Source organism: Xanthomonas sp. WHRI 10207, assembly GCF_040202975.1.
GTDB lineage: Bacteria > Pseudomonadota > Gammaproteobacteria > Xanthomonadales > Xanthomonadaceae > Xanthomonas.
In genome coordinates this window covers 91,729-105,894 of sequence record NZ_JBEGDX010000004.1, presented here as the reverse complement: position 1 = coordinate 105,894, position 14,166 = coordinate 91,729, and the positions used below count along the sequence as shown (strand labels likewise).

11 protein-coding genes are annotated in these 14,166 nt (G+C 66.3%); 6 read left to right on the top strand and 5 right to left on the bottom strand.

All coding sequences use genetic code 11. The annotated features are described in order from the left end of the window. Window positions 1-75: 75 nt before the first annotated feature. The 5 genes from ABQU90_RS14680 to def form a co-directional block, all read right to left on the bottom strand. Window positions 76-1,353 carry an O-antigen ligase family protein gene (locus ABQU90_RS14680; RefSeq protein ID WP_323522570.1) on the bottom strand — a complete coding sequence of 426 codons (1,278 nt, stop codon included), beginning with the start codon at window positions 1,351-1,353 and terminating at the stop codon, window positions 76-78. Between the two features lie 152 nt (window positions 1,354-1,505). Further along, window positions 1,506-3,227, bottom strand: a complete 1,722-nt coding sequence (locus ABQU90_RS14675) for an ArnT family glycosyltransferase (RefSeq protein WP_323522571.1) — start codon at window positions 3,225-3,227, stop codon at window positions 1,506-1,508. Between the two features lie 49 nt (window positions 3,228-3,276). Then, entirely contained in the window at window positions 3,277-4,593 is a 1,317-nt protein-coding gene (gene rsmB, locus ABQU90_RS14670; protein WP_323522572.1) for a 16S rRNA (cytosine(967)-C(5))-methyltransferase RsmB, read from the bottom strand. Beyond that, window positions 4,593-5,516, bottom strand: a complete 924-nt coding sequence (gene fmt, locus ABQU90_RS14665; RefSeq protein WP_115554730.1) for a methionyl-tRNA formyltransferase — start codon at window positions 5,514-5,516, stop codon at window positions 4,593-4,595. The genes rsmB and fmt overlap by 1 nt, the downstream gene beginning before the upstream one ends. Window positions 5,517-5,829: 313 nt before the next feature. Next, the gene (def, locus tag ABQU90_RS14660) at window positions 5,830-6,342 is read right to left on the bottom strand and encodes a peptide deformylase (protein ID WP_115514054.1); all 513 of its coding nucleotides are present in this window, start codon (window positions 6,340-6,342) and stop codon (window positions 5,830-5,832) included. 131 nt (window positions 6,343-6,473) lie between these two features. Between def and ABQU90_RS14655 the strand changes: the two genes are divergently transcribed. The 6 genes from ABQU90_RS14655 to ABQU90_RS14630 all read left to right on the top strand — a co-directional run bounded on the left by ABQU90_RS14655 (window position 6,474) and on the right by ABQU90_RS14630 (window position 14,160). Next, the gene (locus ABQU90_RS14655; RefSeq protein ID WP_323522573.1) at window positions 6,474-7,610 is read left to right on the top strand and encodes a LysM peptidoglycan-binding domain-containing protein; all 1,137 of its coding nucleotides are present in this window, start codon (window positions 6,474-6,476) and stop codon (window positions 7,608-7,610) included. 71 nt (window positions 7,611-7,681) lie between these two features. Then, complete coding sequence (gene dprA, locus ABQU90_RS14650; protein WP_055847641.1) at window positions 7,682-8,818, top strand: DNA-processing protein DprA; 1,137 nt, start codon at window positions 7,682-7,684, stop codon at window positions 8,816-8,818. A 43-nt stretch (window positions 8,819-8,861) separates the two neighbouring features. After that, complete coding sequence (locus tag ABQU90_RS14645; protein ID WP_003484452.1) at window positions 8,862-9,335, top strand: DUF494 family protein; 474 nt, start codon at window positions 8,862-8,864, stop codon at window positions 9,333-9,335. A 40-nt stretch (window positions 9,336-9,375) separates the two neighbouring features. Then, window positions 9,376-10,098 carry a pilin gene (locus ABQU90_RS14640; RefSeq protein WP_323515071.1) on the top strand — a complete coding sequence of 241 codons (723 nt, stop codon included), beginning with the start codon at window positions 9,376-9,378 and terminating at the stop codon, window positions 10,096-10,098. A gap of 40 nt (window positions 10,099-10,138) precedes the next feature. Further along, window positions 10,139-11,464 carry an RDD family protein gene (locus tag ABQU90_RS14635; protein WP_323522574.1) on the top strand — a complete coding sequence of 442 codons (1,326 nt, stop codon included), beginning with the start codon at window positions 10,139-10,141 and terminating at the stop codon, window positions 11,462-11,464. Window positions 11,465-11,646: 182 nt separating this feature from the next. Then, complete coding sequence (locus ABQU90_RS14630; RefSeq protein WP_323522575.1) at window positions 11,647-14,160, top strand: DNA topoisomerase I; 2,514 nt, start codon at window positions 11,647-11,649, stop codon at window positions 14,158-14,160. The last annotated feature ends 6 nt before the right edge of the window (window positions 14,161-14,166 follow it).

Here is a 14,166-nt window from a genome sequence, read left to right as displayed (position 1 = left end):
TCTTGATGCTTGTTGGCCGCACTCCAGCCGATCAGTTTCCGAACACGCGAAGCGTCTCCAACTCACATCCGCTCACTACGCGTTGCCGAGAGCCTTCGGCATTGCCGGCTGTGCCTGACGTGCAGCCAGGCCCACCAATATGCCGACCATCGCCGAGTAGAAGCTTGCCGAGACCTGGTGCGCGAACATCGACTGGGTCAACCCGCACAGCGCATAGCTGATCACGATCATCACCCCGGCCGCCGCCGGCCCGCGGAACTGCACCTGCCCGCTGCGCCGATGCAAGCGCACGAACACCCACAGCGGCACGCCATAGACCGCAATCAGCAGCAACAGCCCGGGCACGCCCTGGGTGGCACCCCATTCGGCCAGATCGTTATGCGCATGGCCCAGATGGCAGCGCAGCAGCCAGGTGCCGCTGGCACAGACCGGCAACTCGCGCATCGCATCATCGAACCGACCTACACCGACGCCGGTCAGCGGATGCGCGCGCAAGGTATCCCAGGCCACATGCAGGCGTTCGATGCGGGCCCCGGCAGACGAATCGCTGTCGCCCACTTCGTAGCGTTGCAGATCGCTCTGCAACTCGCCCAGGCGCATCTGGTCGGTCAATGCGGGCACGCTGACGACCACGCCCACCGCCAGCACCGCACCGCCGACGAAGGTCAGCAGCCGCATGCGCGCGCTATGCCACGGCGCGCCCCAGGCCAGCACGCCCACGGTGGCCAGCAACGCCAGCCACACGCCGCGGCTGCCGCTGAGCACGATCACCACCACCGCTGCGACCCCCGCAGCGACCAGCCAGCGCACAGCGCCGACCGGACGACAAAACGCCACCACCACCAGCAACATCAGCGCGATGTCGGCAAACACAATCGCATTGGTAAAGCCTTCTGCACGGTCGGCGCCATTCATCACCTGCAGCAATGCGATCAACATGGCCGCAAACACGCCGGCCAATGCGCCCCGCCACAGCCAGACCTGGCGGGGTTGCAAGGCGTAAGCCCATAACGCCGCCCAGGGCAGCACCAGAAAGCGCGAGCGGTTGTCGACATCGCGCAGGCCGTGCTCGAACAAGGCGATCGACAGCAGCGACATTGCGATCACGACCACCGTCAGCCACCCCACCGCGCGCAACGCGCCGCTGCGCGCCGCGATGCCGGCACGCAGGCTGCGCCAGCCGACCAGCGAGCCAAGCAACAGGCACAGGCCGAACGGCAGCAAGCCGCTGGGCATGCTCACCACCAACGCGGTCAGCGTGAACACCCCCAGCTCGGCGATGCCCACGCCCGCGCGCGATGCCACGGGTGCGGACTGCGGGAGCGAAGTGGGCTGGGTACGCAGTGAATTCATTGAAAGATCGGTGGCGGAAGGGGGCGAGACAGGCACTGCGCGTCAGCGACGCCGCCCAAGCTAACGATGTCCCGCATGAATGACTGCTAGACAATCGCCAGTCACTGCAGTGGCGTGATGCAGGCAGGACCTGAAATGCGCGTGTGCAGGGCTCATTCGACGTCCAGGTTGCCCTGTTCCTTTTCTTCGACCGCCCGCTCCGTGGAGCTGGCCACGCAGTCGCCGCGCACCGCATCGCCCGGTACCAGCCACCAACGACGTCGATTGGCCACACCGACCAGCTGGCTGCGACTGCGGTCCACGCAGCCCAGCAGCGCCGTCTCCTGCGCCATCAGCCAACGCTGCCCCGGTTGCTCGGCCTGCCAGGCCACGCCGCGCCGCAGCTGTTCTTCCCATGGCACCTTGAAGCCGAAGGTCTGCGCCGGGCGGTCGGCCATCAGCAGGTTCTGCTCCTTCCATGCCACCAGGCCGAGCTGGGCATCCGGGCCGATACGGCGCCCGACCTCGCGCATCACCGCACCGGCCGAACTGGAATCATTGAAGATCGGGTAGCAGACCAGCCCGAACGCCACCCACCACGCGCCCAGCAGCGACACCACCGCCAGCGCGGAGCGGCGCACGCGCAACAGCAGCAGGCTCGCTACGCCCCAGGTACCCACCGCCAGCAGCAGCCAGCCCAGCGAGTCGGTGGCTTCGTTGCCGACCCCGCGGCTATCCATGATCTTCTGCTCGAATCCGGGGTGCCCGATCAGCATCGCCGCCCCGCCCGCGGCGAAGACCACAGTCAGCAGCAGCGCAAAACCGAACAGCACCCGCTGCACCCCGACCCGGCGCAGCAAACCCGCGGCCAACGGCGCCAGCGCCAGGCAGAACATCGGCAGCGCTGGCAGGATGTAGACATCGCGCTTGCCGCTGGGGATGGTGAAGAACACCAGCACCAGCAGCCACCACGCCAACGGCAGCAGATAGTGCGCATCGCGCCGGCGCAACCGTCGCCGCCACGCCGGAATCGCCCATGGCAACAGCAGGACGGTCGGCATCCACATCGTGGCCATGCTCTGCAGGTGGTACCAGATCGGCTGCGCGTGATCCCACGAACTGGCGTAGCGCTTGGCGGTCTGGCGCAGCAGGATGTCGTTGAGATACACCCGGTATTCGGGCTGGCCGGCGGTCAGCGCGGTGACCATCATCGGCACGAACCACAGCGCGATCGCCACGAAGAAGAACAGCGGCCCGAGCCAGAAGCGACGGTCGCGCACATGCACGCGCACACCCGGCCAACCGCGTGCGGCGGCAATGCCGGCCGGGATCAGCATCAGCAGCGCGATGATGCCCACGCCCTTGGTGATCACACCCAACCCGGCGGCAAACCAGCCCAGCGTCCACCAGCGCCAGGCCGGGCCCAGCAACAGATGCCGCAGCAGCCCGTAGTTGGCCAGCGTGATCCAGAACACCACCAGCGGGTCGATCTGCGCCTTCTTGGCCTGAAAGGTGAAGTGCAGGGTGAACAACAGCAGCCACGCGGCATACACCCCCACCCGCCGGGTCCATAGCCGCCGCCCCAGGTCGTACACACAGGCCAGCGTGCCCAGCGCCGCGAGCAGCGACGGCAGCAGGAACGCCACCCGCCAATTGCCAAGCAGCGTGTAGAACAGCGCCTGCAGCCACATCAGCATCGGCGGCTTGTCCGAATACAGCTCGTTGCCGCGATGCGGGAACAACCAGTCCCCGCTCAGCACCATCTGCTTGGCGACCAGCGCAAAACGCGGCTCGTCCGACGGCCAGGGGTCACGCAACCCCAGCCCGGCACCGATCACCAGTACCGCGGTGATGGCCAGCAACCAGAAATCCTTTGAAGCACGGGTCTTGAGCATGGCGGGCGGCAATGGGACGCGAAAAGGGAGCGCCGGCATCGGCGCGCGATCAGGAAGCTTTTAGCAAAAGCGCGTAGAAGAAACCGTCGCAGTACTGCTCGCCGGGAAACCGCTGACGTCCCGGGCCCGCCGCATGGCCGAACTGCGCAACCAAGGGCTGCGCCTGCGCATCGGGCGTGCGTTGCAGGAAGGCCTCGACCTGCCCCCGGTTCTCGCGCGCCAGCAGCGAGCAGGTGGTGTAAAGCAGCTGGCCGCCCGGACGCAACGTGCGCCACGTCGCATCCAGCAAACGCGCCTGCAGGGCGCACAGCGCATCGATGTCGTCGGCGCGGCGGTGCAACAGCACATCCGGCTGACGACGCACCACGCCGGTGGCCGAACACGGCGCATCCAGCAGTACCGCATCGAAGGGCTGACCGTCCCACCATGCCGCCGGGTCGGCCGCATCGGCGGCATGCAGCGCGACCTGCGCGTTCGGCACGGTGCGCTGCAACGTCTGTTGCACACGTTCCAGCCGGCGCGCATCCACATCCAGCGCGGTGAGCTGCAACTGCGGGTAACGCTCCAGCAGATGCGCCGCCTTGCCACCGGGCGCAGCGCAGGCATCGAGTACCCGCGCCGCCGGCGTCAGCGTCAGCGTCAGCGCATCGGCCACTTGCTGCGCGGAGCCGTCCTGCACCGAGACCTCGCCGTCGGCAAAGCCCGGCAACTGGCTCACCGGCACCGCACTGTGCAACCGCAGCGCATCAGGCAGCACAGTGTCGATCTGTGCGGAGATGCCCACCTCTGCCAGCCGCGCCACATAGGCGGCTGGGTCGCTGCGCCCGCGATGCACGCGCAGCCACATCGGCGCCATCTGCGCGCTTGCGACGAAGATCGCTTCGGCCTGCTCGCCCCAATCGGCACGCAGCTGCTTGCGCAACCACGACGGCCAACCGGCATCGTCCGAGACTGCCGGAAATCCTTCGCGCTGCGCACGCCGCAGGATCGCGTTGACCATGCCGGCCTGGCGCGGCCGGCCCAGCGCGCGGCACGCCTCCACGGTGGCCGACAGCGCCGCGTGCGCGGGCAGTTGCAGCACGTCGAGCTGAGCGAAGCCGGCCATCAACAATGCCTTGAGTTCGGCATCGCGCGGCGGCAGCGGGCGTTCCAGCCATTGCCGCAAGGCGACGTCGTAGGCCGGGCGGCGCCGCAGCACCGCAAAACAGATCGCCTCCACCAGCGCGCGATCGCGCGGATCGGCAATGCCAGGCAGCGCAGCGGTCAGTTCGGCCTTCAACGAACGGCCCTGGTCGAACACGGCCGTGAGCACCTTCGCTGCCGCCAGCCGTGAGGCGACGCCGGCCGCCGCGGTGTCGGCGGCCATCAGCGCAGCGCCGGCAGGTCGCGGCGCGCGTTGAGGTAATCGGCGGCGGTGATCGCCTTGCCGCCCTCACGCTGCAACACGCGCACCCGCAGCGCGCCCTGCCCGCAGGCGATGTCGATGCCCTGCTTGCTGGCGGCCAACAGGGTGCCCGGCGGCTGTTGATGGGCCAACTCGAGCGCCACCGCGCCATGCAGACGCACCCGCTCGCCGGCCAGCGTGGCCTCGGCCACCGGCCACGGATTGAACGCACGCACGCGTCGCGCCAGTTCCTGCGCCGGCTGCGCCCAGTCCAGCCGCGCCTGCGCCTTGTCCAGCTTGTGCGCGTAGGTGACGCCCTCGGCCGGCTGCGCTTGCGCCACCGGGCGAATGCCGGCACGCAGCAAGCCCAGGCCATCGGACAGCACCTGCGCGCCCAGCGCGGCCAGGCGGTCGTGCAGCTGGCCGCCGGTTTCCTGCTCACCGATCTCGATGCGTTGCGACAACAGCACCGGGCCGGTGTCCAGACCGGCTTCCATCTGCATCAGGCACACGCCGGTTTCGGTATCGCCGGCCTCGATCGCACGCTGGATCGGCGCGGCGCCACGCCAGCGCGGCAGCAGCGAGGCATGCACATTCCAGCAGCCGTGAGTCGGCGCAGCCAGCACCGCCTTGGGCAGGATCAGCCCGTAGGCCACCACCACCATCAGATCGGCATTGAGTCCGCGCAGCGTGGCCAGCGCCTCGGGCGAGCGCAGCGTCTGCGGCTGGTACACCGGAATGCCGCGCGCGATCGCCTCCAGCTTCACCGGCGACGGCGTCAGCCCGCGACCGCGACCGGCCGGCCGATCCGGCTGCGTATACACCGCCACCACTTCATGCCGTTGCGCGGCAACGCGTAATGAGGCGACAGCGAAGTCCGGCGTACCGGCGAAGACAATTCTCATAGGGCTGGGATTCGGGAGTCGGAATTGGGGATTGGCAACCGCGGGTGACGCAGCCGAATGGAATCGGCGGGCCGATGAGTGGGGATTGGGGAAGTGGGATTGGGAATTGGCAACAGCGGTTGGCCGGTGCTTTCAGTCGCCGGGATGGACAGGCCGGACTTCAAACCAGGTCTGTGCAGAGACACACGACCTCGCGTCCCATGCATGACGCCGTCGATCAGGTTTATTGAACAAACGGACTGGACACCGGCGTCAACACGTGCACGGGGACCGCATTCGCCAATCCCCACTCCCGAACACCCAATCCCCGCCCTCAAGCCACATGCTTGCGCATTTTGGCCAGCTTCTTGCGCACCATTTCGCGCTTGAGCGGCGACAGGTAATCCACGAACAGCTTGCCGTCCAGGTGGTCCATCTCGTGCTGGATGCATACCGCCAGCAGGCCATCGGTGCTCAGCTCGTGAGGCTGCCCATGACGGTCGAGATAACGCAGGGTGATCGCATCGGCGCGGCTGACATCGGCAAAAATGCTCGGCACCGACAGGCAGCCTTCCTGATACACCTGCTCGCCCTGCCTGGTGATGATTTCCGGGTTGACGAACACCTGCGGGGTGTTCTTTTCCTCGCTGACGTCGATCACCAGGAAGCGCTTGTGCACATCCACCTGACTGGCAGCCAGGCCGATGCCGGGCGCCTCGTACATGGTCTGGAACATGTCATCCAGCAGCGTCTGGAACGCCGGGCTGGTGACTTCGGTCGCATCGACCGGCACGGCTTTGGTGCGCAGCCGCGGATCGGGAAATTCGAGAATAGGGAGCAAAGCCATGGGGTTACCCGTCCAGAAACACCGGCGCGGCGCCGGCAAGACGGGGGCATTCTAGCGCAATGCTTGCGTGGCGCCCCGGTTTCTGGACTATAGTGCGCGGACCTGTTGGGGAATCAGGCAAGAAGGCACTCATGTTGAACCGACTTCGTACGGTCGTCGCTGCGGCGATGCTGACCGTCGCGACCTACGCTGCCGCGCAAGCGGTGGGCGAGCATCCAGACACCTATGTGGTCCGCAAGGGGGATACCCTTTGGGACATTGCTGGGCGTTTTTTGCAAAAACCATGGCTGTGGCCAGAAATTTGGCAAGCCAATCCACAGATCCAGAATCCGCACCTGATCTATCCGGGTGACGTGATCAGCCTGGCCTACCTGGACCGTGTGGGGAAAGGCATGATCCAGCCCGGCCCGCGCCAGGAAGCGCCGATCAACGCGATTCCGCTGGCCGATGTCGAGCCGTTCCTGAAGAATCTTCGCGTGGTCGAAGACTTCGACGAGCTGCCCTACGTGGTCGGCCTGGAAGGCGGACGCTCGCGCGCCACCACCGGGCAGGTCGCTTATGTGGTCGGTCTGGAAGACGCGCAGCCGGGCCAGCGCTTTGCGGTGGTGCGTCCGACCGTGAAGTTCAGCCTGCCCAAGCACAACGAAGACCTGGATATCGCGGGCAACATCACCGCCGGCTCCGGCAACATCTGGAAGAACTTCATCGCGCCGAGCACGCGCCGTGAGTTCCTCGGCTATGAGATGGCGCAGGTCAACGTCGGCACCATCACCCGCAGCGCGGCGGGCGGCAATTCCAAGGCGGCGACCTTGCTGCTGCAGGACAGCGGCCGCGAAGTGCGCGCCGGCGATCGCATCGTGGCAGTGGAAGCGCAGCCGTACGATCTGCAGTTCATCCCGCATCCGCCGTCCGACCAGGCGCTGCAGACCGAGCTGCGCGTGCTGGCCATTTCCGACGCCTTCATCGTTGGCGGTACCCGCGACGTGATCGCCATTTCCGGCGGCGCGCGCGAAGGCATCAACAACGGCACGGTGTTCTCGATCTGGCGCAAGGGACGCACCGTCAGCGACCGCGTGAAGCATTCGCGCTTCTCGCGTACCGATGACGATTTCAGCGGCCCGTCCGGCTCCACCGTCGGCCTGCCTGATGAATATGCCTCGCACGCGATGGTGTTCCGCACCTTCGACAAGGTCAGCTATGCGCTGGTGATGGAAAGCGTCAAGCCAACCGGCCTGGGCTACTTCGTCAAGCATCCTGACGCGCAGTAATCTGAAAGTCCGATGCGGTAACGCGACGGCGCCTGAGGGCGCCGTCGTCGTTTTCGGCCCAGGCTGTGCGCATGGCCCCCACCTCTCCCGATCTGCGCGCAATGTTGATGTTGCTGTTGGCTGGCGGCCGCAGCCCACCGCGTCGCGCGCTGCTGAGCTCTTTCGCCAGCCTGTCCGACGTTCTGACTGCCGGGCCCGGCGCCTGGCGCGCGGCTGGCTGCGACGACCTGCAATCGGAACGGCTGCAGACGCCCGACCCGCAAGCACTGGATGCGGCGCTGCGCTGGTGCGAACAACCCGGCCACCACCTGATCGGCTGGCAAGACCCGGACTACCCGGCACTGCTGCGCCACATCGCCAACCCGCCGCTGGCGCTGTTCGTGGACGGCGACCCCAACGCACTCTGGCATCCCGGCGTGGCCGTGGTCGGCAGCCGCTCCGCCACCGCTGGCGGACGCGACCACACCCGCGCCTTCGCATCGAGCCTGGCATCTGCAGGCCTGGGCATCGTCAGCGGGATGGCCGCCGGCGTAGATGCGATCGCACACGACGCCGCGCTCGCCCAGCCTGACGGCATCACAGTGGCGGTGGTCGGCACCGGTGCCGACGTGGCTTATCCCGCGCATCACCAGGCATTGCGCGATCGCATTGCCGCACGCGGCGCAGTGGTCAGCGAATACCTGCCCGGCACCGGGCCGGTGGCCGCGCATTTCCCGGCGCGCAACCGGATCATTGCCGGGCTGGCGCTGGGCACCTTGGTGGTCGAGGCGGCGATGCGCTCGGGCGCGCTGATCACCGCGCGCCTGGCGGCCGAGGCCGGGCGCGAGGTGTTCGCCCTGCCCGGCTCGCTGCACAACCCGCTCGCGCGTGGCTGCCACCACTTGATCCGCCAGGGCGCAACGCTGGCGCAGGAACCGGCCCAGGTCATCGAGGGACTACAACTGCTGTCGGGCGAGTTGGCCACCGCCTTGCGCGAGCGCCTGGCCGCCCCCACTCAGGTGCCCAGGACGACGCGCACCACCACTTCCACGCGCCCGGACCCCGACTACCAGCGCTTGTGGCAGGCACTAGGCCACGACCCTACTCCTATGGATTCCCTGGTCGAACGCACCGGATTGACGGCCGCCGCGCTGTCCTCCATGCTGCTCATCATGGAACTGGAGGGAGACGTGGTCACCGAGCACGGTCGCTATACCCGCAATCCCTAGTTTCTTCACCTCCACAGCGTCGCGCGACGCAGGCCGAGGGGCAATGAAAGAGAGCATTCTCGATGTACTGCTTTACCTGTTTGAACATTATTTCAGCGAAGACGCGGACCTGGTCCGTGACCGTGACTCGCTTCAGAATGGCCTGATCCAGGCCGGCTTCAGTCCCGCAGAAATCAGCAAGGCGTTCGACTGGCTGGACGCGCTCTCCGAGCAGCGCCCAAGTGTGGCGCGTCCGCATGTCGATGGCCCCGTGCGTATCTATCACGGCCCGGAGCTGGACAAGCTCGATGTCGATTGCCGTGGATTTCTGCTGTTCCTCGAACAACACCGCATTCTCGATGCCGACCAACGCGAGTTGGTGCTGGACCGCGCCATGGCGTTGGACCAGGACGAGCTGGATCTGGACGACCTCAAATGGGTGGTGCTGATGGTGTTGTTCAACCAGCCGGGCGCGGAAGCGGCCTATGCCTGGATGGAAACCCAGATGTTCCTGGACGAGCCTGAACCCGTACACTGAAGGCTGAAGCCGCCACGGACGTGCGTGCGAGGGGACGGGGATGAGCAGTTGGTATTACGCCGAAGGCAACCGCCAGCGGCGTGGCCCGGTGGCCGACGAGGTTCTGCTGGGTCTGTATCGCGATCGTCAGATTGCCCTGGACACGCTGGTCTGGCGCGAAGGTCTGGAGCAGTGGCTGCCGCTGGCTGCTTGTGCCGACGCGCTCGGCCCGCCGATCTCCACCGATCTGCATGCCACTACGGTCCCGCCGCCATTACCAATGGCAGCAGCGGGCGCCCCGCCGGTCAACCCTGCGTCACCGCACCTGCGCCAACCTGCCAAGGGGCCAGCATGGCCACTGCTGTTGGTGTTGGGCGCGGTGGCAGGCTTGTTTGTGGTCGTTGCCATGATCGGCATCCTCGCGGCGATCGCATTGCCGGCCTACAAGGACTATCAGACCCGCGCCAAGGTCACCGCGGCAGTTGCTGCATTGGCGCCACTGAAGCCGCAGATCGCCGACTTTCTCGCGCGCGAAGGCCGTTGCCCGGAGAATGGGGATACCGGCTTCCAGACGCCCGAGCACTACGCCAACGGCACCCTGACCAGCGTGCAGATCGGCCGTTTCGACACCAGCGCCTGCGGCGTCGAGGCGCTGCTGCATGCGCCCGGCTCGCCCAAGATCGACGGCAAGGCGCTGTGGCTGGATTTCGATGCGGATGCCGGCACCTGGGAGTGCAGTTCCGAGATCGACGACAACCAACTTCCGCAGGACTGCCGCGGCTGACCGGTCGCTGCACGCACAACGCATCATCCAAGGGGACATCATGACGCAGTGGTACTACGCCGACGCACAGCGGCAACGCCAGGGGCCGGTCGACACGGACACGCTTGCCGCGCGCCTGTCGCAGGGCATCATCGATCACACCAGTCTGGTCTGGCGCGAAGGTCTGCCGCAGTGGGTGACCCTGAGCGAGATTGCGTCCGAACTGGGCCTGGACACGCAGGCGCCAGCATCCCCGCCCGCCGCCGCAGATGCGCCAATGCCCGAACAGGGCGAGGCTGCGCCAGCCGTCGCACTGCCTGCTGACACCGCGCTCCGGGATGCGACACCGGTTGCCGTAGCCCCGGCGACGGACCTTGCGTCGCAGGCCTGGTCAAGACAGGCAGAGTCTGCCGCGGCGGATGCGGATGCGCTGTCCGGACCCGGTCCATCTCCGACTCACTCCAGTGCATCGCAGGAGACCGTGTCCTTGACGGGCGCGCCTGTGGACGCCGCAGACCATGCGCCGCACACGGCTGAGCACGCACCAGCCGGTCAATTGACCGCCTCTGCGCCGGTCGCGTCCGAGGGCAACGAGTCGTGGCCCGGCACGCCTGGCGCTGTGGATCCCGCCGTGCATGCGCCAACCCCAGCGGCGACCGCTGCTACCACCCCACCGCCGCAAGCCCAGGCCGCCACGCCGTTGCCAAGTGCCTGGGACACCCCGGTAGCGGCATTGCCCGCTGCTGCAGTCGTCACCCATGACGCGCCAGTGGTCTACGCAGGCCTATGGCGGCGTGTGGCGGCCAGCATCCTGGATAGCCTGATCACCACCTTCGCGGTCTATCTGATCGTGATTCCGCTGGTGTTCGTCGTGGCGCTCGGCACCAGCATGGGCGATTCCGCGTCGTCGATGGACGACGGCAGTGCGCTGGGCATCGCCATTGTGGTGATGTCCTACGGCATCGGCCTGGCCATCCCCACGCTGTATTTCGCCTGGATGCAGTCCAGCCGGCTTCAGGCCAGCCTGGGCAAGCTCGCTTGCGGCATCAAGGTCGTGCGCGCCGACAGCAACGGAGCGCGGGTCGGGTTCTGGCGCAATGTGTTGCGCTATCTGGCCTACATGCTGATCAGCGTCCTCACCCTGGGGATCGGCGCGGTCGTGGCAGCCTTTATGGCCGGCATGTCGCAGCGCAAGCAGACTCCGCACGACAAGATCTGCGACACGCTGGTTGTGGACCGCTGGGCCTTCACCGACCGCCCGGAGCTGCAGTCGCGCGGTCTGGACACGGTGTCGATCGTGGTGCTGGCCATTTACGGGGTGATGCTGGTGTTGTCGATCGTGGTCGTGGTGATCATGCTGGCGACGATCGGAATGAGCCAGAGCTAACAGTTCGCCGCGCCCGCCGCTTGACACGGCGGCGTCCGCCGTGATCTTTCTAATAAGAGAACTGAACGCCCGGGAGTACTCCCCGGGCGTTAACGTGTGGGAAACGGCCGATCTGCTTCCCTCAACCGGCCAATTAGGCCACGCTACCTGCCCCCCGGGCTCCGCCCCAAGAATTTGCCACCATGCCCAAGCACCTGCTCATCGTCGAATCGCCCGCCAAGGCCAAGACGATCAATAAATACCTCGGCAAGGACTTCACCGTCCTGGCCTCGTATGGGCACGTGCGCGACCTCGTCCCCAAGGAGGGTGCGGTCGATCCAGATAACGGCTTTGCGATGCGTTACGACCTGATCGAGAAAAACGAGAAGCATGTCGAAGCCATCGCCCGTGCCGCCAAGAGCGCCGACGACATCTATCTGGCAACCGACCCGGACCGCGAGGGTGAGGCGATCAGCTGGCATATCGCCGAGATCCTGAAAGAGCGCGGCCTGCTTGAGAACAAGACCATGCAGCGGGTGGTGTTCACCGAGATCACGCCGCGCGCGATCAAGGAAGCCATGCTCAAGCCGCGTGCGATCGCCGTCGATCTGGTGGACGCGCAGCAGGCTCGCCGCGCACTGGACTATCTGGTCGGCTTCAACCTGTCGCCGGTGCTGTGGCGCAAGGTGCAGCGCGGGCTGTCGGCCGGCCGCGTGCAGTCGCCGGCGCTACGCATGATCGTCGAGCGCGAAGAAGAGATCGAAGCCTTCATCGCGCGCGAATACTGGTCCATCGATGCGCATTGCCGGCATCCCTCGCAGCCGTTCAACGCCCGCCTGATCAAGCTGGACGGGCAGAAGTTCGAACAATTCACCGTGACCGACGGCGACACCGCTGAGGCCGCGCGTCTGCGCATCCAGCAAGCCGCGCAAGGCGTGCTGCATGTCACCGATGTGGCCAGCAAGGAGCGCAAGCGCCGCCCTGCTCCGCCGTTCACCACCTCCACGCTGCAGCAGGAGGCGTCGCGCAAGCTCGGCTTCACCACCCGCAAGACCATGCAGGTGGCGCAGAAGTTGTACGAAGGTGTGGCGCTCGGCGACGAAGGCTCGGTCGGTCTGATCAGCTATATGCGTACCGACTCGGTGAATCTGTCGCAGGACGCACTGGCGGAGATCCGCGACGTGATCGCGCGCGATTTCGGCACCGCGTCGTTGCCGGATCAGCCCAACGCCTACACCACCAAATCCAAGAACGCGCAGGAAGCCCACGAAGCGGTACGCCCGACCTCCGCGTTGCGCACGCCTGCGCAGGTCGCGCGCTTTTTGTCTGACGACGAGCGCCGCCTGTACGAATTGATCTGGCGCCGCGCAGTGGCCTGCCAGATGATTCCGGCCACGCTCAATACCGTCAGCGTCGATCTGTCGGCCGGCAGCGACCACGTGTTCCGCGCCAGCGGCACCACCGTGGTGGTGTCGGGCTTTTTGGCGGTCTATGAAGAAGGCAAGGACACCAAGAGCAGCGAGGACGAGGACGAAGGCCGCAAGCTGCCGCTGATGAAAGCCGGCGACAACATCCCGCTGGACCGCATCGTCACCGATCAGCATTTCACCCAGCCGCCGCCGCGCTTCACCGAAGCGGCGCTGGTCAAGGCGCTGGAGGAATACGGCATCGGCCGTCCGTCCACCTACGCCTCGATCATTCAGACCCTGCAGTTCCGCAAATACGTGGAAATGGAAGGCCGCAGCTTCCGCCCGACCGACGTCGGCCGCGCGGTGTCCAAGTTCCTGTCCGGGCACTTCACCCGCTACGTGGACTACGACTTCACTGCCAATCTGGAAGACGATCTGGATGCGGTGTCGCGCGGCGAAGCCGAGTGGATTCCGTTGATGGAGAAGTTCTGGGGCCCGTTCAAGGAACTGGTCGAGGACAAGAAGGATTCGCTGGACAAGACCGACGCCGGCAGCGTGCGCGTGCTTGGCGCCGACCCGGTCAGCGGCAAGGAAGTCAGCGCGCGCATCGGCCGTTTCGGCCCGATGGTGCAGATCGGCACCGTGGAAGACGAAGAAAAGCCCACGTTCGCCTCGCTGCGTCCGGGCCAGAGCATCTATTCGATCTCGATCGAGGACGCGCTGGAACTGTTCAAGATGCCGCGCGCGTTGGGCCAGGACAAGGAGCAGGACGTCAGCGTCGGCATCGGCCGGTTCGGGCCGTTTGCACGCCGTGGCACCGTGTATGCGTCGCTGAAGAAAGAAGACGACCCGTACACCATCGATCTGGAGCGTGCGGTATTCCTGATCGAAGAGAAGGAAGAGATCGCGCGCAACCGGGTGATCAAGGAATTCGACGGCAGCGACATCCAGGTGCTCAACGGCCGCTTCGGCCCGTACATCAGCGATGGCAAGCTCAATGGCAAGATCCCGAAGGACCGCGAGCCGGCGTCGCTGACCTTCGAGGAAGTGCAGCAGTTGCTGGCCGACACCGGCAAGCCGGTGCGCAAGGGCTTCGGCGCCAAGAAGGCAACGCTCAAGAAGAATGCAGTGAAGGATTCGGCCAAGGTGGCCAAGGATGCCGCAGCGAAAGACGCCGCAGCCAAGAAGACTGCGGTGAAGAAAGCGGCCACCAAGACCGCTGCGAAGAAGGCGCCGGCCAAGAAGACTGCGGCCAAGAAAGCCGTCAAGCGCGTGGTCAAGAAAACCGTGAGCAAGGCGGCAGGCTGAGGCCCC

What these genes read in the sequence shown, in the direction of transcription:
- def (WP_115514054.1), bottom strand. Translation starts at nt 6,342, where the DNA reads ATGGCTTTGCTCCCTATTCTCGAATTTCCCGATCCGCGGCTGCGCACC.
- fmt (WP_115554730.1), bottom strand. Translation starts at nt 5,516, where the DNA reads ATGAGAATTGTCTTCGCCGGTACGCCGGACTTCGCTGTCGCCTCATTA.
- ABQU90_RS14645 (WP_003484452.1), top strand. Translation starts at nt 8,862, where the DNA reads ATGAAAGAGAGCATTCTCGATGTACTGCTTTACCTGTTTGAACATTAT.
- ABQU90_RS14680 (WP_323522570.1), bottom strand. Translation starts at nt 1,353, where the DNA reads ATGAATTCACTGCGTACCCAGCCCACTTCGCTCCCGCAGTCCGCACCC.
- ABQU90_RS14675 (WP_323522571.1), bottom strand. Translation starts at nt 3,227, where the DNA reads ATGCTCAAGACCCGTGCTTCAAAGGATTTCTGGTTGCTGGCCATCACC.
- rsmB (WP_323522572.1), bottom strand. Translation starts at nt 4,593, where the DNA reads ATGGCCGCCGACACCGCGGCGGCCGGCGTCGCCTCACGGCTGGCGGCA.
- ABQU90_RS14635 (WP_323522574.1), top strand. Translation starts at nt 10,139, where the DNA reads ATGACGCAGTGGTACTACGCCGACGCACAGCGGCAACGCCAGGGGCCG.
- ABQU90_RS14640 (WP_323515071.1), top strand. Translation starts at nt 9,376, where the DNA reads ATGAGCAGTTGGTATTACGCCGAAGGCAACCGCCAGCGGCGTGGCCCG.
- ABQU90_RS14630 (WP_323522575.1), top strand. Translation starts at nt 11,647, where the DNA reads ATGCCCAAGCACCTGCTCATCGTCGAATCGCCCGCCAAGGCCAAGACG.
- ABQU90_RS14655 (WP_323522573.1), top strand. Translation starts at nt 6,474, where the DNA reads ATGTTGAACCGACTTCGTACGGTCGTCGCTGCGGCGATGCTGACCGTC.
- dprA (WP_055847641.1), top strand. Translation starts at nt 7,682, where the DNA reads ATGGCCCCCACCTCTCCCGATCTGCGCGCAATGTTGATGTTGCTGTTG.